The following is a 17,429-nucleotide window of genomic DNA, read 5'->3' as shown; positions in this document are numbered from 1 at the left end:
GAATGCAGCCCGGGACGCTCCGCGTCCCCATAGGGAGAACAATAAAAATGATTTTCACCCAGGAACACGAAGAACTGCGTCGCACCGTCCGTGGCTTTGTCGAGCGCGAGATCAACCCCCACGTCGATGAATGGGAAAAGGCCGGACGCTTCCCGATCCACGAGATCTTCCGCAAGGCCGGCGACCTCGGTTTGCTGGGTATCTCCAAGCCGGAAAAATTCGGTGGCATGGGCCTCGACTACAGTTACTCCATCGTCGCCGCCGAAGAATTCGGCAGCATCCGCTGCGGCGGTATCCCGATGTCCATCGGCGTGCAAACCGACATGTGCACCCCGGCCCTGGCCCGTTTCGGCTCCGATGAGTTACGCGAAGAATTCCTGCGCCCGGCCATCAGCGGCGAGCACGTGGGCTGCATTGGCGTCTCGGAAACCGGCGCCGGCTCCGACGTAGCCGGGCTGAAAACCCATGCCCGCAAGGACGGCACCGACTATGTGATCAACGGCAGCAAGATGTGGATCACCAACTCACCGAGCGCCGACTTTATCTGCCTGCTGGCCAACACCTCCGACGACAAGCCACACATCAACAAGTCGCTGATCATGGTGCCGATGAACACCCCGGGTATCAGCGTTAGCCCGCCCCTGGAAAAGCTCGGCATGCACAGCTCGGAAACCGCCCAAGTGTTTTTCGACGACGTGCGCATCCCCCAGCGCAACCGCATCGGCCATGAAGGTGCGGGGTTCATGATGCAGATGCTGCAGTTCCAGGAAGAGCGACTGTTCGGCGCGGCCAATATGGTCAAGGGCCTGGAGTACTGCATCGACAGCACCATCGAGTACTGCAAGGAGCGCAAGACCTTTGGCAAGCCGTTGATCGACAACCAGGTGATCCACTTTCGCTTGGCCGAACTGTCTACCGAAATCGAATGCCTGCGGGCGCTGGTGTACCAGGCCACCGAGCAGTACATCAAGGGCCAGGACGTGACGCGACTGGCCTCGATGGCCAAGCTCAAGGCCGGGCGCCTGGGACGGGAAGTGAGTGACAGTTGCCTGCAATATTGGGGCGGTATGGGGTTCATGTGGGACAACCCGGTGGCCCGGGCTTATCGGGATGTGCGGTTGGTGTCGATTGGCGGCGGGGCGGACGAGATCATGCTGGGGATCATCTGCAAATTGATGGGCACCTTGCCGGGGAAAAAGTCGTGAATACGTTGTTGCTGGAGCCGCATAACGGGGTGTTGCATGTGACGCTCAATCGGCCTGACAGCCGGAATGCCATGAGCCTTGAGATGGTGACCGAGTTGCGGGCGGTACTGGCCGATGTGTCAGGGGATAAAGCCTTGCGGGCGGTGGTTATCAGTGGCGCCGGTGGGCATTTTTCGGCGGGTGGGGATGTGAAGGACATGGCGCGCGCCGGGGCCACGGGTGGGTTGCAGGCGTTGAACCGGGCGTTTGGCGCACTGCTGCAGGAAGTTGAGGCGTTGCCGCAGGTGGTGATTGTGGTGCTTCAGGGTGCGGTGCTTGGGGGCGGGTTGGGGTTGGTGTGTGTCAGTGATGTGGCGATTGCGGATCATCAGGCGCAGTTTGGGTTGCCGGAGACCAGCCTTGGGTTGTTGCCGGCGCAGATTGCGCCGTTTGTGGTGAAGCGTATCGGGCTGACTCAGGCGCGGCGGTTGGCTTTGACGGCGGCGCGGTTTGATGGGGTCGAGGCGCTGCGGTTGGGGTTGGTGCATTTTGTGGAGCACGATCCGCAGGCGTTGGCGGAGCGGGTGGATGAGGTGTTGGGGCAGGTTTTGCGTTGTGCTCCGGGGGCTAATGCGCGGACCAAGGCGTTGGTGTTGGCCAGTGGTGAGCAGGCTTTGGGGCCGTTGCTGGATCAGGCGGCTGAGTGGTTTGCCGAGGCGGTTTGGGGCGAGGAAGGGATTGAGGGGACTCAGGCTTTTGTGCAGAAGCGCAAGCCGCGGTGGGCGCGATGAATTGGGGGCATATCCGTTGTTTGGGTGATGGCTTCGATTGGTTCCGCTCTTACAGCGGGTCACTTTTGAAAAGCGCAAAAGTAACCAAAACGCTCTTGCCCCACCACTCGGCACCTCGCCTAGGCTCGGTGTGCCCTCACTCCGGCTTTGGAGCGTGGGCCGCCGCGATGGGCCATCCTTGGCCCAGCGCGGCTAACCCGGCGTCCTGCCGGGTTACCCACGCTCCAAAGCCTGCGTTCGGCCAGCGTGGTTTAACGGGGCGCCTAAGATCAAGATCAAAATCAAAAGCACAGCGGCCTACAGGCCGGCTTGAGTGTGGTGAAGCAACAGCCAAATCAAAAGCTAAAGCGGGCACGGTTCGAAATGTGGGAGCGGGCTTGCTCGCGAAGGTCGTTAACGATGACGCGGGCATCCTGAATGAACGCGGCGCCCTCAGGTTTTTCGCGAGCAAGCTCGCTCCTACAAAGAAGGAAGCCGGCCGGGAGGCCGCTACAGGCCGGCTTGAGTGTGGTGAAGCAACAGCCAAATCAAAAGCTAAAGCGGGCACGGTTCAAAATGTGGGAGCGGGCTTGCTCGCGAAGGTCGTTAACGATGACGCTGGCATTCTGGATGAGCGCGGCGCCCTCAGGTTTTTCGCGAGCAAGCTCGCTCCTACAGAGAAGGAAGCCGGCCGGGAGGCCGCTACAGGCTGGCTTCAGTGTGGTGAAGCAAAGGCAAAATCAAAAGCTAAAGCGGGCACGGTTCAAAATGTGGGAGCGGGCTTGCTCGCGAAGGTCGTTAACGATGACGCGGGCATCCTGAATGAACGCGGCGGTCTCAGGTTTTTCGCGAGCAAGCTCGCTCCTACAGAGAAGGAAGCCAGCCGGGAGGCCGCTGTGCTCTTGATCTGCTTTTGATCTTGATCTGACTGCCCCATTCAGCCCGAGGCCGAACGCAGGCAGTGCGGAGCGGGTAAACCGGCAGGACGCCGGTTTAGCCGCGCCGGGCCATGGATGGCCCGTCGCGGCGGCCCGCGGAGCAATGCCGGAGTGAGGGAACGCCGAGCCTAGGCGAGGTGCCGACAGGCGGGGCAGAGCGTTTTGGTTACTTTTGACTGGGCCGGCATTCCGGCTTTTCAAAAGTGACCCGCTGTAAGACCGGAACCATAAGCGGCCGTTACCAAAGAAACGGATATGTACCCGACAAGCCAAGGGACAACACCATGCCGATGTTCAACAAAATTCTCATAGCCAACCGTGGCGAAATCGCCTGCCGCATCCAGCGCACCGCCCAAGCCCTGGGCTACCGCACCGTGGCGATCTACAGCGACCCCGACGCCAACGCACTGCACGTCCAGATGGCCGACGAAGCCATCAACATCGGCCCGGCCCCGGTCACCCAGTCCTACCTGAACATCGAAGCCATCCTCAACGCAGCCCACCGCACCGGAGCCGACGCCATCCACCCCGGCTACGGCTTCCTCTCCGAAAACCCCGACTTCGCCCGCGCCTGCGCAAACGCCGGCCTGACCTTCATCGGCCCCAGCCCCGAAGCCATCGAATTGATGGGCAGCAAACGCCTTTCAAAAGTCGCCATGCTCAACGCCGGCGTCCCCTGCATCAAAGGCTACCAAGGCCCCGACCAGGACGACCCAACCCTGCAACAGCAAGCCGACCAAATCGGCTACCCGCTGATGATCAAGGCCAGCGCCGGCGGCGGCGGTCGCGGCATGCGCCTGGTGCACAGCCCCGACACCCTGCTGGAACACCTGCGCACCGCCCGCTCCGAAGCACAAAACGCCTTCGGCAGCGCCGAACTGATCCTCGAACAAGCCCTGATAGACCCCCGCCACGTCGAAATCCAACTGTTCGGCGACACCCACGGCAACCTGATCTACCTCGGCGAACGCGACTGCTCGATCCAGCGCCGCCATCAAAAAGTCATCGAAGAAGCACCCTGCCCCGTCATGACCCTTGAGCTGCGCCAAGCCATGGGCGAAGCCGCGCTGAAGGCCGCCCGCGCCGTCAATTACGTCGGCGCCGGCACCGTCGAATTCCTCCTCGACCGCAACGGCAATTTCTACTTCCTGGAAATGAACACTCGCCTCCAGGTCGAACACCCCGTCACCGAACTGATCACCGGCCTCGACCTCGTCGCCTGGCAACTGCAGATCGCCGCCGGCCAGCCGCTCCCCCTGAGTCAGGACCAAGTAACCCTGAGCGGCCACGCCATGGAAGTGCGCCTGTACGCCGAAGACCCGGCTCAGGGTTTCCTCCCGCAAACCGGCGATGTGCTGCGCTGGGAACCGGCGGCCGGTGTGCGCATCGACCATGGCGTGCTCGAAGGCCAGCGCATCACCCCGTTCTACGACCCGATGCTGGGCAAGGTCATCGCCCACGGCGCCACCCGCGAAGAGGCTCGGCGCAAGCTGGTCAGGGCCGTGGAAGACAGCGTGCTGCTCGGCGTATCCACCAACCAGCGCCTGCTGGCCAGCCTGCTCAAGCATCCAGACTTCATCGCCGGCGAGTTCAGCACCGGCTTTATCGCCGAGCATTTCAGCGACATCACCCGAACCCACGCGACCAACGCCGAACTGGCCCTGGCCGCCGCGCTGTTTTACCAACACAGCGCCAGCACTCACACCCAGCCGCTATCCGGCTGGCGCAACAACGCCAGCGTGCCATGGCGTTATCAGTTGGCCGACCAGGATGAGCCACGGGCAATCAGCCTCAGTGTGCTGGCGGAGAATTGCCTGCAAGTCGAGATTGATCAGCACGCCATCGAAATACGCGACCTCAGCATCGACGGACGCTGGGCCATAGCCGTGGTCAACGGCATTCGCCGCCGCATCGCCTATCACTTGCAGGGCACACAGCTTTGGCTGCCCGGCATATGCATCACCAACCGAACCCAAACCGTTGCCACCCGCCAGGCCGAGGCCAGTAACGGCATGGTCAAGGCGCCGATGGATGGGGCGATTGTTGAAGTTCGGGTCAGCGAAGGCGACTTGGTCAGCAAGGGCCAGCTTTTGCTGGTGCTGGAAGCGATGAAAATGGAGCACCCACTCAAGGCCGGCATGAGTGGTGTGGTCAAGCGAATCCAGGCCGTTGCAGGAGATCAGGTCAGGAGCCGTCAGATTTTGCTGGAGATCGAGTAACCGCTGGGCGGAACTAGCAGGCTTGGCTACGCTCTATCCCCATCAGGACGGGAAGAGTACGGGAACCTGCGATGCCTCATTGGCTGATTATTGATCTTGAAGCCACAACGGATGAAGGCGGCTGGCCCGTGACCGAGATGGAAATCATCGAAATCGGCGTGAGCCTGGTCAACCGCCAGGGCCGTGAACTGGACCATTTCCAGCGTTTCGTGCGGCCGTTGCGCAGGCCGTTGCTGACGTCCTTCTGCCGCCAGTTGACCCACATCACCCAGGCAAATATCGATGCTGCCGCACCGTTGATTGAGGTGTGGCCGCTGTTCGAACGCTGGCTCGGTCAACACCACGCGCGCCTGGAAGGCTGGGCGAGTTGGGGCGATTACGACCGCCAGCAACTGGAGCTGGAGTGGCAGCGCCATGGCTTGAGCAGCGTGCTGGGCCAGACCCCTCACGTGAACCTCAAGCAACGCTTCGCCAAGGCCCGGCGCCTGGACAAGCCGCTGGGGCTCAACGGCGCGCTGCAACTGGCGGGCATGCAGTTCCATGGCCAGCAGCACCGGGCGCTGGAAGATGCGCGCAATACCGCACGGCTGCTGCCGTTGATTTTGCCCGTGTAGAAGGCATACTGGCCGACCTTTCTTGACCCTTTTCCGAGGATTCGCCCATGTTTAAAGTCAACGAGTACTTCGACGGCACCGTCAAGTCGATCGCTTTCGGCACAGCAGAAGGTCCGGCGACCATCGGCGTCATGGCCCCGGGTGAATACGAATTCGGCACCGCCCAGCGTGAAATCATGCACGTGGTGTCGGGCGCGCTGACCGTCAAGCTGCCAGACAGCACAGACTGGGAAACCTTCGAAGCCGGTAGCCAGTTCAACGTGCCTGCCAACAGCAAGTTCCAGCTGAAGGTAGCGGTCGACACGGCTTACCTGTGCGAATACCGCGGCTGATCTTTGCGCCGGCCATAAAAAATGCCCGTCTCGCAAGAGACGGGCATTTTTCATTTAAGCGCTGCTTACTCCAGGATCGTCACCGGCATACCGACTTCCAGGCGACCCACACCATCGTTGACCAGGTTCTGCCCAAACATCACATCACCCTCTCGCTCGCGGTAGGTCTTGAGGGTGGCCAGCGGTTCGCGGTCGGCGCTGCGTTCGCCGCTCGCCGGGTCGATGGTGGTCAGGATGCAGCGTGAGCAGGACTTGACCACGCGAAACTCCACGTCGCCAATCCGTACCCGCTTCCAACCGTCCTCAGCAAACGCTTCGCTGCCCTCGATCACCAGGTTGGGACGAAAACGCAGCATTTCCATCGGCCGACCGACTCGCTGCGACAAGTCATCCAGCGACGCCTGGCCGATCAGCAGCAACGGAAAACCATCGGCAAACGCGACCTTGTCATCGTCATTGCCGTAGCCGGCCTCGGTCGTACGTGCCCGTGCCAGCGGCACTTGCACCAGCCGCGTGGGTTTGCCGATGAACTCGCTGACCCAGGCACCCGCTTCATCACCGGCGTCGGGCACGCGCAAGGTGTCGCGCCAGATGGTCACGCCGCGCAACTCGGCATCGCTGCCGGGCAGTGGCACGTCGAGGGCCGGTTGGCCTTCGGCGCTCAAGGTCAGGCCACCGGCACTGTTCCACAGCGCCGACAGCTGGCTCATTTTGGCCACGGCCCGCTGGGTCAGGAACCGCCCGCTGGCTTCGTCCACCAGCATCCAGCGTCGATCCCCGTCGAGCCCCAGCTTGTCCAGGCTGATCTGCTGCAAGGTTTCACCCTTGCCGGACTTCAAGGGGTATCGGTACAACGCGCTGAGACGAAGCATGGGCCTGCATTCCTGAGGGGCAAAGCCGTCACCCTAAGCTCAAGCCGGTACTTCGTCCAGCATCAGGCGCTGACGCACAACGTCCACCAACTTGTCGGGCTGGAACTTGGAGAGGAAGTTGTCGCAGCCGACCTTCTTCACCATCGAATCATTGAAGCTGCCGGACAACGACGTGTGCAGCACCACGTACAGGCCACGCAGGCGCGGGTCGTTGCGAATCTCGGTGGTCAGGCGGTAGCCGTCCATCTCGGGCATTTCGGCGTCGGTGAAGATCATCAACAGCTTGTCGGTCATCACCTGACCGCTGTCGGCCCAACCCTTGAGCATGTTCAGGGCCTTGAGGCCATCGCTGGCGATGTGCATCTTCACCCCCAGTTGGCCGAGGGTGTCACGCAGTTGCGAGAGGGCGACGTTGGAGTCATCCACCAGCAGCACTTCGCGGCCGCGGGCGCGCTCCAGTACCGGGTCTTCGAGTTTCTCGCGGGAAACCTTGGCGTTGTAGGGCACGATTTCGGCGAGGACTTTTTCCACGTCGATGATTTCCACCAACTGGTCATCGACCTTGCTGATGGCCGTCAGGTAATGCTGGCGCCCGGCACTCGCCGGGGGTGGCAGGATCGCCTCCCAGTTCATGTTGACGATGCGGTCGACACCGCCCACCAGGAATGCCTGCACCGAACGGTTGTACTCGGTGACGATAATGGTGCTGTTGGGCCCCGGAATCAGCGGGCGCATGCCAATCGCCTGGGACAGGTCGATCACCGGCAACGTCTGGCCACGCAGGTTGACCACGCCGCAGACAAACGGATGGCGCTGGGGCATCAGGGTCAACTTGGGCAGTTGCAGCACTTCCTGCACCTTGAACACGTTGATCGCGAACAGCTGCCGCCCGGCCAGGCGAAACATGAGGATCTCCAGGCGATTCTCACCCACCAATTGTGTGCGTTGATCTACCGTGTCGAGAATGCCGGCCATTAAAGACTCCTGGGTTTAGCGGATGGATAGTGCTGGTCACTGAAGCAGGTTATCGGCGGCAAACGCCGGACCTTGACCCCCATTAAAATGCCATGCAAATCCATTGATGTCACACTGACATCATGCTTTACTGAGCCAGCTTCCACACAACACCCATCACCGCCGTCGCGTGACCGCAAAGTCAGCGCGAGGTTCCCCTATGTAAGGGATTCCCCTATCCACAATCAGGACCAACCTGATATTCGCGATATCTAATAGCCATTAATGTGACGCCATTCTCATTGCATGAATGGAGTCAGGCTTTTGTTGGCTATCGCAAGCCCACGGCCCACGGGTCGTCCTAAGACTTACGTCTTGGCAACCAAAGAAGTTGTGCGGATGCCCTTGAGCAATCAGGGGGGTTCAAACGATCGCGGCGATCAATCAAATAAAAGTCCTACTGGAAAGTCGGAAGCAACCTACAGATATTCGTCATATTTCAGCAGTACTTTGAAGCCATTCACCCAGTGCGACATCTCATTATCCGACCGTATGTTTTGGAGACTTGCATGATGAACGACGGCACAGAGTGGCAACTTGCACTTCCCGAGTTTCTCCTGGAGGCGGAAATGCTGCTGGCCAAGTCCCAGGAGTGCTTGAGCCACCTGCATTTGATCCGAAACGACAGCGACGCGATCGACTGTATGAAAAGCAGCCTGATCAAGCTCGCCGAAAAATCCGACGCCCTTGCCCTGCGGGCCATTGGCGAGTTCTCCCGGCATGTACAGTACTTGATCAGCAATGCCGCCAGCCCACTGCAACTGCATGACCAGGCGCTGGATGCGCTGAATGCGTGCCTCACATTGCTGGCCTGGCAACTGGAGTTGATCGACGCAAAAACCGGCAAACTCAGCCTGGATGAAACCGAACAAAACGTGCTGATTGCCACCGTCGTTCAACACATCCCGCAAAGCAATTTTGGCTACACACAACAGCATCACAGGCCTTACGCGATTTGAGTTTTCTTCTCATTTACTCGACAAAAATGTCGCATTAAATTGCTGACTTATCCAAAAACGACAGCCACAACTAATCATGCATGACGTCGTCGTTAGCAGAAAAATATCAATAAGCCACTAACGACAATACCGATACAAAACAACTTCAATGATACAACTCCCCCCACTCTTTGAACTCCGGGACTCCCTCCCGGGGCGCTGCCATGATTAATACGCCTCATCAAGCTCGGCGAAAGGCGACCAACGGTAATAGTGGTGGTACCATGCCCCGCTCGAAGTGACTCAACTTCATGATGCATATAAACGTGAAATGCGCCTCCTATGTACGCCAGCCTGAAGTCACTCATCGCAAGGTCCGTGTCCCGAAGCAATGCACGCAGGATGACCCTCGCGCTATGCCTGTGCGCGTGCCTGCTCAGCCTGTGGGCTTATGCACGCTCGGCCGATCTGCCTCTGGCCTTGCTGCTATTGAACCTGGCCACCCTGTTGGTGGTGGGCCTGCAACAGTGGCGCTCACGCAAGTCCATCAAGTTCCAGCCCCAGGAACTGGCCGAACGTCTGTTACAGGTCCAAGAGAACGAACGGCATCGCCTGAGCCGCGAACTTCACGACGATATCGGCCAACTGTTGACCGCCGCCAAGCTGCAAAGTGAATGGCTCAAACGCCGCCTGCCGGAAGACCTGCAAGGGCATTGTGCGGTGCTGTGCAACACCCTGAACGAAACACTGGCCAAGGTGCAGGACGTGTCGGCCATCCTCAATCCCCGGCAGTTGGCGAGCCTGGGGCTGGAGGCGAGCCTGCGGGCGCACCTGCTCAAGACTCTGGAAAACACCCAGGTAAGCTGGAGCCTGGAATGCCATCAACGGCTGACCGGCATCCCGGAAGAAATGGCCGTTGCTGCCTTTCGCATTACTCAGGAAGCCGTCACCAACATGCTGCGCCATGCCCAGGCACGCAACCTGCTGGTACGCCTGCAACGCCTGCCCGAAGGCCTTTCACTGTTTATCAGTGATGACGGCCTGGGCTTCTCGCCCGCCATCAACCCCGCCCAGGAAGGCCAGCGGGGCATGGCCGGGATGTCCGAGCGGATTGATCAACTGGGCGGCACATTGTCCGTCAATAGCCAGCCAGGCTTTGGCACACGGATCGAAGCGCTTTTCCCCTGGGCGCCCCGCGCCCTCGAACGGGCCAACCCCCATAAGGTTCTAGAGTGACGTGCAATTTACTCCTGGTGGATGACCACTCCCTGATCAGGGCCGGCGTGCGTGCGCTGGTCATGGATATTCCCGGCTACGCGGTGATCGGCGAAGCGAGCGACGGCGCCCAGTTGCTGGAGCGATTCGACGCGCTGCAACCCGATATCGTGCTGCTTGACCTGTCGATGAAGCACACCGGCGGGCTCGATGCCTTGAAGGACCTCAGGCAGGCCTATCCGAAGAGCAAAGTGCTGATCCTCTCGATGCACACCGACCCGGAACTGATCATGTGCGCCCTGGAGTCCGGCGCCCATGGCTACCTGCTCAAGGACACCACCGCCAATGAGCTGGAGCACGCGCTGCTGGCCTTGCGCAACAACGAACGCTACCTGAGCCCGGCCATCGCCCACACGGTGATCAACCAGGCGCTGATCCGCAATCAGGCCCAGGCCAATCCACCGCCCCACAGCCACAACCTGACCGCGCGCCAACTGGAAATCCTGCGCTTGATCGTGCGCGGCAAGTCCACCCGGGAAATCGCCAATGGCCTGGGCTTGAGCATCAAGACCGTAGAAGCCCACCGCTCGCAAATCATGAAGCGCTTGCAGATTTTCGATGTGGCGGGCCTGGTGTTGTTCGCGGTGCGCGAACAGATCATCAGTCTGGACGATTAGTCAGCAACGGCGAATCCGCCGGCAAATGCACCCGTAGCGCCTGGGGCAAGGCCGAAAAGTGCAAGTCATCACCCTGGAGCGGCTCGCCGTCCAGATTGATCGCCAGCCCTTCGGCCACCTTGATTTCGACCCACGGCAAACGCGCCCGCACAAACATGTTGTCCAGGCCCCAGCCGTCCGTCATCAGGCTACGCAGGGTGCCGACCACTTCCTGAGGCGCCGGCAGAATGCTGATATCCAGCAAACCATCATCGGCCAGGGCATCGGGGCACAGCACATGTCCGCCGCCGGCCTGGCGCCCATTGCCGATGCCCAAGGCCAGCAGCTCGCCGCGCCAGTGGAAGTCGGGGCCCTGCAATTCACCGTAGGCCGCACGCAACTCGCTGAAACGTGACAGGCCGGTAAACAGATACGCTGCGCCGCCGAGGACCTTCTTCAGGTCTTCGGAGGTGTTGGCGGTGACTTGGCTGCCAAATCCGCCGGTGGCCATGTTAAGGAAGATCTGCCCACCCACTTCGCCCAGGTCGATGGCACGGGCCGGCACGTCCAGCAGGTCCAACGCCTGCTCAGGCTCCAGCGGCACACCGGCGGCACGGGCAAAATCGTTGGCGGTGCCGAGGGGCATCAGCACCAGGCTGGCCTCAGTCTTGGCCCGGGCCATGGCCTCGGCCACATCCCGCAGCGTACCGTCACCGCCGCCGGCAATCAGCCGCGTGTAGCCATCGGCGAGGGCCTGATCGACAAACCGCTGGGCATCGCCGCCCTCCCACGTCACCCGCACGGCCAACTCCCAACCCTGCTCGCGCTTGCCCTGCACTGCCGCCCGCACCTCTTCGTTGAGGGCTTGCTTGCCGTGCAGAATCAACAGTGCCTTGGGTGTGCTCATGGATGAATGCTCCTGGGTTTAAGTTTCCTGGGGATGTTGACCGTGGCCAATCGAAAAAAAGCCATTGGCTTTGGAAATTAACCGGGGTTTGTGGCGTTTCTGACACGGATCAACTCGCATTTCGCGAAATCCGCCTAGACTTGCACCCATTCTCATCCGACAAGGCCGTCGCACCATGATCACCATGTCCGCCTTCCACTCCATGCTCATCCCGATCCTGACCGGCATGATTCTCCTGGCCGTAGGCTTCAACTTTCGCGACAAAGCCATCGGCGTATTCGGCATGTGGATCGGCATGCTGCTGATCCTCGGCACCGTGGTTTACAAGATCCTCGCCAAACTCGCGGAATGACAATCTCACTCGCATTGCACATGACGGCCTCGTACACTCGGCCAATTCGTCGTTTTTAAGGTTGACCGCCTCGTGCTTGCCCGTCTGTTTGCCCTGCCCTGTTGCCTGCTTTTCTGCCTGCTGACTTTGCTGCCCATGGCGCCTGCCCACGCCGTGGGCCTGCCGGGACTGCTGGGCAGCACTAACAAAACCCAACCGCAAGCCGACGTCCCGTTGGGCCAGTCCCTGGACGAGGTGATCAAGACCCTGGAAAACGACCAGCAGCGCACCAAGCTGCTGAGCGACCTGAAAAAGCTCCGGGAAACCACACAAAAAGCCCAGCCCGCCGCCGAATTGGGTGTACTCGGTTTGATCGGCGGCACCCTGTCCAGTCTGGAGCAACAGTTCTCCGGCGCCGACAGCCCGATCAATCGCTGGTCCAACGAGTTTGACCTGGCCAAGGATGAACTCACTGCATTGATGCTGCCGGCCAGCGAATGGCTGCCGATCATCTTTGCGTTTGCCATGATCCTGATGCTCTGGAGCCTGCTGGCCGCCGTGCTGATCTGGCTCAGCCACCGAGTGCGCGAGCGCTTCGGCCTGACCGAAGAACTGCCCCAACACCCCAAGACCTGGGACCTGTTGCGCTTCGCCCTGCGCAAGCTCGGGCCATGGCTGATCGCGTTGGTAATCACCGTCTACATGAGCTACGCGCTGCCCTCGTCCCTGGGCAAATCCCTGGCGATGGTGCTGGCCTACGCGCTGGTAGTGGGCACCTGCTTCTCGGCGATCTGCGTGGTCGCGTTTTCCGTGCTGGATGGCCCGCACCGCCACCGCGCCTTGTATATCCTGCGCCACCAGGCCTTTCGCCCGTTGTGGCTGATCGGCAGCTTTGCCGCCTTTGGCGAAGCCGTCAGCGACCCGCGCCTGGCCGAGAGCCTGGGCCAGCATTTGTCCCATGTCGCCGCGACCATCGCCAATGTCATGGCCGCGCTGTCCACCGGCGTGTTCATCCTGCGTTTCCGTCGGCCCATTGCGCACCTGATCCGCAACCAGCCGCTGTCCCGCCGCCTGACCCGCCGCGCCCTGAGCGACACCATCGAAATCGTCGGCACGTTCTGGTACCTGCCGGCGTTGCTGCTGGTGGGCATCTCGCTGTTCGCCACTTTCGTCTCCGCCGGCGACACCAGCACCGCCCTGCGCCAATCACTGTTGTGCACGGTGTTGCTGGTGCTGTGCATGGTGATCAACGGCCTGGTGCGCCGTCATTCACTCAAGCCTCAGCGTGGGCACAAGCGCCATGCGCTGTACTCCGATCGCCTGAAAAGTTTCGTCTACACCCTCGCCCACCTGGTGGTGTGGCTGGTGTTTATCGAACTGGGCCTGCGGGTCTGGGGGCTGTCGCTGATTCGCTTTACTGAAGGCGACGGCCATGAAATCAGCGTCAAGCTGTTCGGTCTTGCCGGCACGTTATTGTTCGCCTGGCTGATCTGGATCCTCAGCGACACCGCCATCCACCACGCCCTCACCCGCTCGCGCAAAGGCCTGGCCAATGCGCGTGCGCAGACGATGATGCCGTTGATTCGCAACGTGCTGTTCGTGACCATCTTCATCATTGCCGCCATCGTCGCCCTGGCGAACATGGGCATGAACGTCACACCACTGCTGGCCGGTGCCGGTGTGATCGGTTTGGCCATCGGTTTTGGTGCACAGTCGTTGGTGGCGGATTTGATCACCGGCCTGTTCATCATTATCGAAGACTCCTTGGCGATCGATGACTATGTGGATGTCGGCGGTCACCTGGGTACGGTCGAAGGCTTGACCATCCGTACGGTGCGCCTGCGGGACATCGACGGGATCGTGCATACGATCCCGTTCAGTGAGATCAAAAGCATCAAGAACTACTCCCGGGAATTCGGCTACGCGATCTTCCGGGTGGCGATTCCGTACAACATGGAAATCGACGACGCCATCAAGCTGATGCGCGACGTCGGGCAGAAGATGCGCAACGACCCGTTGCAGCGGCGCAATATCTGGTCGCCGCTGGAGATTCAGGGTGTAGAAAGTTTCGAGTCCGGCAGTGCGATTCTTCGCGCCCGCTTCAAGACCGCGCCGATCAAGCAGTGGGAGGTTTCGCGGGCGTTCAACTTGTCGCTCAAGCGTCACCTCGACGAAGCCGGGCTGGACCTGGCCACCCCGCGCTTGAGCGTGCAAGTGGTGACGGCGGCCGGAGGCGTGCAGGAGAAAGAATAAGCGCGGCCCGGACGACGTCAGGATCAACAACAATAATCATGGAGAGTCCTTATGCGTTTGACCGGTCTTACACATCAATGGGTACTCGGCCTGCTGTGCGGTGTCGCCAGCAGCGCGGTCATCGCCGCCAGCAGCGGCCAGGACAGTGCCCGCGAAGAAATCGCCGCCCAGGCGAAAGTGCTGGAACCGGCCTTGCTGGAGACCCGGCGCGACATCCACGCCCATCCTGAACTGGGCAACACCGAAAAGCGCACCGCAGAACTGGTGGCCAAGCAATTGCGGGAGATGGGGCTGGAGGTCAAGACCGGCGTCGCTCGCACGGGTGTCGTCGCGATCCTCAACGGCGCCCTGCCCGGCCCGACCGTCGCCTTGCGCGCTGACATGGACGCGCTGCCGGTCAAGGAAGTGTCCGGCCTGCCCTTTGCCTCGAAGGCCAAGGGCGTGTACCTCGACAAAGAAGTCGACGTGATGCACGCCTGTGGCCACGACGCCCACACGGCCATCCTGCTGAGCACGGCGAAAATCCTGACCGGCATGCGTGATCGTCTGCCGGGTACCGTGGTGTTTTATTTCCAGCCGGCTGAAGAAGGCCCGAGCGACTTTATCCCCGATGGCAAGAACACCTGGGGCGCGAAGATGATGGTGCAGGAGGGGGTGATGAAATCGCCCAAGCCGGATGCGGTATTTGGGGTGCACGTCTGGGCGGGTGTGCCTGCGGGGCAGATCGCGTATCGGCCGGGGCCTACCCTGGCGAGTTCGGATGACCTGCGGATCAAGATCCTGGGCAAGCAGACCCATGCGGGGCGGCCGTGGGACGGGATTGATCCGATTACCGTGGGGGCGCAGGCCATCGTTGGGTTGCAGACGGTGGTGAGTCGGCGTACCGACATTTCTTCGTTTCCGGCGGTGGTGAGTATTGGCACCATCAACGGGGGGACGCGGTACAACATCATTCCTGAGTCGGTGGATATGAGTGGGACCATTCGCTCTTACGACTATGGCATTCGCCAGAAGCTGCATGCGGATGTGCGGCAGACCGTCGAGAAAATCGCCGAGAGTGGTGGGGCGAAGGCTGAGGTTACGATTATTGAGAAGTATGATCCGACCATCAATAACCCGGCGTTGACCGAGAAGATGCTGCCGAGTTTGCGTTGGGCGGCGAAGGGTGATGTGGTCAACGCCCCGCTCGTAGGTGGTGCTGAGGACTTCTCGTTTTATGCCAAGGAGGCGCCGGGGTTGTTTGTCTTTTTGGGGGTGACGCCGAGGGATCAGGATATGAGTAAGGCGGCGCCCAATCATAATCCGGGGTTCTTTGTGGATGAGTCGGCGCTGGTGGTTGGGGTTAGGACGTTGGCTTCGTTGGCGACGGATTATTTGTATGCCAATGCGGGGGATTGAGGGGGGCATATCCGTTATTTAGGTAACGGCTGCCTATGGTTCCGCTCTTACAGCGGCTCACTTTTGAAAAGCGCAAAAGTAAGCAAAACGCTCTTGCCCCACCACTCGGCACCTCGCTTGGGCTCGGTGTGCCCTCACTCCGGCACCACGAAGCGGGCCGCCGCGACGGGGCGTCCCTGCCCCGTCGCGGCTAAACCGGCGTCCTGCCGGTTTACCCGCTCCGTACTGCCTGCGTTCGGCCAGCGTGGTTTAACGGGGCGCCTAAGTTCAAGATCAACAGCAGATCAAGAGCACAGCGGCCTACCGGCCGGCTTGAGTGTGGTGAAGCAACAGCAACAGCAAGATCAGAAGCTAAAGCGGGCACGCTCCAAATGTGGGAGCGGGCTTGCTCGCGAAGGTCGTTAACGATGACGATGGCATCCTGAATGAGCGCGGCGCTCTCAGGTTTTTCGCGAGCAAGCCCGCTCCCACAGAAAAGCAGATCTGTTTTCGCTCTGGTCTTTGCTTTTGCTTTTAACACTCAAGCCGGCCGGGAGGCCGCTGTGCTCTTGATCTGCTTTTGATTTTGATCTGACTGCCCCATTCAGCCCGAGGCCGAACGCAGGTATTGCGGAGCGGGTAAACCGGCAGGACGCCGGTTTAGCCGCGCCGGGCCATGGATGGCCCGTCGCGGCGGCCCGCGGAGCAATGCCGGAGTGAGGGAACACCGAGCCTAGGCGAGGTGCCGACAGGCGGGGCAGAGCGTTTTGGTTACTTTTGCGCTTTTCAAAAGTGACCCGCTGTAAGAGCGGCCCCCTAAGTCGCCGTTACCTAAACAACGGATATGTACACAGAAAACCCGTCAAACCACATCCACCCCCACATGAATCGCATCATGCCGCCAAAACTCCAGATCACAATCAATCAACCGCTCATGCTGATCATAATTAACCCGAGCAATCCGCAACCCCGGGCTCCCCACCGACACCCTCAACGCCGCCGCGGCCTCAACCTGCAATGACGTCGGCACAATCTCAAACCGCACCCGCCCGTAATGCAAGTCATACACCCGCGCATACAACTCCGTAATCGACTGATTCAAATCACACTCCAGAATCCCCGGAAAATACTGCGGGTTCAGATAGTGCTCCACATACAACACCAACCGCCCATCAATCCTGCGCCCCCGGCAAATCTGGATCACGCTGGACAACGCCGGCAACTGCAACCACGCACACACCGCCGCCGATGCCGGCTGCAACCGCGCCGAAATCACCTCAGTCGACGGCACCCGCCCCTGCGCACTCACCATCGCGTGAAAGTGACTGCGTTGCATCAGGTTATAGGCAAGCCTGGGAGGCGAAACAAACCACCCCCGCCGTTCCTCGCGATAAATCTGCCCTTGGGCCTCAAGTTGTAACAAGGCTTCCCGCACCGTAATCCGGGTGGTACCAAACAACTCGCTCAGCTTGCGCTCGGCCGGCAGCTTACTGGCAGGCGCCAACAAGCCATGGTCGATCTGCTCTTGCAGCGCCAGGCCAATGGTTGTCACCGCCTTGGTTGCCTCATCACGCATCAACGTTACCTATCTGGACTAGACCAGCACTATTCAGGTGCACAAAACGCCCGCTAAACGCGCCTCTGCTATTGCGTGCAAGCCTAGGCATTGCACATGACCGACAGATGACAGCACCTCGCGACGTCCTGCCACAAGACCTGCAATACATCGGCCAAGTCCAAGGCTTCCGGGCCGTTTGGCATGGTCTACGCTTACCCGGCAACCCCTCGTCCAGGCCAACAAAAAACGAC

At 60.6% G+C, this 17,429-nt stretch carries 16 protein-coding genes; 12 read left to right on the top strand and 4 right to left on the bottom strand.

Going from position 1 to position 17,429, the window contains the following annotated elements; genetic code table 11:
• Nucleotides 1–47 precede the first annotated feature (47 nt).
• The 6 genes from atuD to AU074_RS14680 all read left to right on the top strand — a co-directional run bounded on the left by atuD (nucleotide 48) and on the right by AU074_RS14680 (nucleotide 6,057).
• Nucleotides 48–1,205 carry a citronellyl-CoA dehydrogenase gene (gene atuD, locus AU074_RS14710; protein ID WP_076015312.1) on the top strand — a complete coding sequence of 386 codons (1,158 nt, stop codon included), beginning with the start codon at nucleotides 48–50 and terminating at the stop codon, nucleotides 1,203–1,205.
• Entirely contained in the window at nucleotides 1,202–1,975 is a 774-nt protein-coding gene (locus tag AU074_RS14705; protein WP_076015311.1) for an enoyl-CoA hydratase/isomerase family protein, read from the top strand. Before atuD ends, AU074_RS14705 begins: the two co-directional genes overlap by 4 nt.
• 377 nt (nucleotides 1,976–2,352) lie before the next feature.
• Nucleotides 2,353–2,871 (top strand): hypothetical protein, encoded by a 519-nt coding sequence (locus AU074_RS32800; RefSeq protein WP_083676682.1) that lies wholly within the window; start codon nucleotides 2,353–2,355, stop codon nucleotides 2,869–2,871.
• A gap of 305 nt (nucleotides 2,872–3,176) precedes the next feature.
• A complete protein-coding gene (locus AU074_RS14690; protein WP_076015310.1) occupies nucleotides 3,177–5,111 on the top strand; it encodes an acetyl/propionyl/methylcrotonyl-CoA carboxylase subunit alpha in 1,935 nt (644 codons plus the stop codon).
• A 71-nt stretch (nucleotides 5,112–5,182) separates the two neighbouring features.
• Entirely contained in the window at nucleotides 5,183–5,725 is a 543-nt protein-coding gene (locus AU074_RS14685) for an exonuclease domain-containing protein (protein WP_076015309.1), read from the top strand.
• A 47-nt stretch (nucleotides 5,726–5,772) separates the two neighbouring features.
• On the top strand, nucleotides 5,773–6,057 hold the full coding sequence (locus tag AU074_RS14680; RefSeq protein ID WP_014337306.1) for a pyrimidine/purine nucleoside phosphorylase: 285 nt from the start codon (nucleotides 5,773–5,775) through the stop codon (nucleotides 6,055–6,057).
• 65 nt (nucleotides 6,058–6,122) lie between these two features.
• Here AU074_RS14680 and AU074_RS14675 read toward each other — a convergent pair whose 3' ends face one another.
• A complete protein-coding gene (locus tag AU074_RS14675) occupies nucleotides 6,123–6,929 on the bottom strand; it encodes an MOSC domain-containing protein (protein ID WP_076015308.1) in 807 nt (268 codons plus the stop codon).
• A gap of 39 nt (nucleotides 6,930–6,968) precedes the next feature.
• On the bottom strand, nucleotides 6,969–7,904 hold the full coding sequence (locus AU074_RS14670; protein WP_017479493.1) for a chemotaxis protein CheV: 936 nt from the start codon (nucleotides 7,902–7,904) through the stop codon (nucleotides 6,969–6,971).
• Between the two features lie 551 nt (nucleotides 7,905–8,455).
• Here AU074_RS14670 and AU074_RS14665 point away from each other — a divergent pair.
• The 3 genes from AU074_RS14665 to AU074_RS14655 all read left to right on the top strand — a co-directional run bounded on the left by AU074_RS14665 (nucleotide 8,456) and on the right by AU074_RS14655 (nucleotide 10,773).
• Nucleotides 8,456–8,902, top strand: coding sequence for a hypothetical protein (locus tag AU074_RS14665; protein WP_076015350.1), 447 nt, complete (start codon nucleotides 8,456–8,458; stop codon nucleotides 8,900–8,902).
• 321 nt (nucleotides 8,903–9,223) lie between these two features.
• Nucleotides 9,224–10,117 carry a sensor histidine kinase gene (locus AU074_RS14660; protein ID WP_076015307.1) on the top strand — a complete coding sequence of 298 codons (894 nt, stop codon included), beginning with the start codon at nucleotides 9,224–9,226 and terminating at the stop codon, nucleotides 10,115–10,117.
• Nucleotides 10,114–10,773, top strand: a complete 660-nt coding sequence (locus tag AU074_RS14655) for a response regulator transcription factor (protein WP_076015349.1) — start codon at nucleotides 10,114–10,116, stop codon at nucleotides 10,771–10,773. The genes AU074_RS14660 and AU074_RS14655 overlap by 4 nt, the downstream gene beginning before the upstream one ends.
• On the opposite strand, the gene yegS is transcribed toward AU074_RS14655, so the two are convergent.
• Nucleotides 10,757–11,659 carry a lipid kinase YegS gene (gene yegS, locus AU074_RS14650; protein ID WP_143503584.1) on the bottom strand — a complete coding sequence of 301 codons (903 nt, stop codon included), beginning with the start codon at nucleotides 11,657–11,659 and terminating at the stop codon, nucleotides 10,757–10,759. The genes AU074_RS14655 and yegS overlap by 17 nt on opposite strands.
• A 175-nt stretch (nucleotides 11,660–11,834) precedes the next feature.
• Here yegS and AU074_RS34160 point away from each other — a divergent pair, with 175 nt between their 5' ends.
• The 3 genes from AU074_RS34160 (at nucleotide 11,835) to AU074_RS14640 (ending at nucleotide 15,641) form a co-directional block, all read left to right on the top strand.
• The gene (locus tag AU074_RS34160) at nucleotides 11,835–12,011 is read left to right on the top strand and encodes a hypothetical protein (protein WP_167663519.1); all 177 of its coding nucleotides are present in this window, start codon (nucleotides 11,835–11,837) and stop codon (nucleotides 12,009–12,011) included.
• Nucleotides 12,012–12,083: 72 nt separating this feature from the next.
• Nucleotides 12,084–14,243 carry a mechanosensitive ion channel family protein gene (locus AU074_RS14645; RefSeq protein ID WP_076015306.1) on the top strand — a complete coding sequence of 720 codons (2,160 nt, stop codon included), beginning with the start codon at nucleotides 12,084–12,086 and terminating at the stop codon, nucleotides 14,241–14,243.
• Between the two features lie 51 nt (nucleotides 14,244–14,294).
• Nucleotides 14,295–15,641, top strand: coding sequence for an amidohydrolase (locus tag AU074_RS14640; protein WP_076015305.1), 1,347 nt, complete (start codon nucleotides 14,295–14,297; stop codon nucleotides 15,639–15,641).
• An 841-nt stretch (nucleotides 15,642–16,482) separates the two neighbouring features.
• Here AU074_RS14640 and AU074_RS14630 read toward each other — a convergent pair.
• Nucleotides 16,483–17,196 carry a UTRA domain-containing protein gene (locus AU074_RS14630; protein ID WP_010166446.1) on the bottom strand — a complete coding sequence of 238 codons (714 nt, stop codon included), beginning with the start codon at nucleotides 17,194–17,196 and terminating at the stop codon, nucleotides 16,483–16,485.
• Nucleotides 17,197–17,429: the final 233 nt, after the last annotated feature.

The sequence above is a fragment of the Pseudomonas sp. ATCC PTA-122608 genome, from assembly GCF_001952855.1.
Lineage (GTDB): Bacteria > Pseudomonadota > Gammaproteobacteria > Pseudomonadales > Pseudomonadaceae > Aquipseudomonas.
The sequence above is the reverse complement of the archived record's forward strand: the minus strand, read 5'-3'. Positions and strand labels throughout refer to the sequence as shown.

Bases quoted from the DNA above. Each gene is read 5' to 3' on its own strand.
- atuD (WP_076015312.1), top strand. From the start codon at position 48: ATGATTTTCACCCAGGAACACGAAGAACTGCGTCGCACCGTCCGTGGC.
- AU074_RS14690 (WP_076015310.1), top strand. From the start codon at position 3,177: ATGCCGATGTTCAACAAAATTCTCATAGCCAACCGTGGCGAAATCGCC.
- AU074_RS14685 (WP_076015309.1), top strand. From the start codon at position 5,183: ATGCCTCATTGGCTGATTATTGATCTTGAAGCCACAACGGATGAAGGC.
- AU074_RS14680 (WP_014337306.1), top strand. From the start codon at position 5,773: ATGTTTAAAGTCAACGAGTACTTCGACGGCACCGTCAAGTCGATCGCT.
- AU074_RS14675 (WP_076015308.1), bottom strand. From the start codon at position 6,929: ATGCTTCGTCTCAGCGCGTTGTACCGATACCCCTTGAAGTCCGGCAAG.
- AU074_RS14670 (WP_017479493.1), bottom strand. From the start codon at position 7,904: ATGGCCGGCATTCTCGACACGGTAGATCAACGCACACAATTGGTGGGT.
- AU074_RS14665 (WP_076015350.1), top strand. From the start codon at position 8,456: ATGAACGACGGCACAGAGTGGCAACTTGCACTTCCCGAGTTTCTCCTG.
- AU074_RS14660 (WP_076015307.1), top strand. From the start codon at position 9,224: ATGTACGCCAGCCTGAAGTCACTCATCGCAAGGTCCGTGTCCCGAAGC.
- yegS (WP_143503584.1), bottom strand. From the start codon at position 11,659: ATGAGCACACCCAAGGCACTGTTGATTCTGCACGGCAAGCAAGCCCTC.
- AU074_RS34160 (WP_167663519.1), top strand. From the start codon at position 11,835: ATGATCACCATGTCCGCCTTCCACTCCATGCTCATCCCGATCCTGACC.
- AU074_RS14640 (WP_076015305.1), top strand. From the start codon at position 14,295: ATGCGTTTGACCGGTCTTACACATCAATGGGTACTCGGCCTGCTGTGC.
- AU074_RS14630 (WP_010166446.1), bottom strand. From the start codon at position 17,196: ATGCGTGATGAGGCAACCAAGGCGGTGACAACCATTGGCCTGGCGCTG.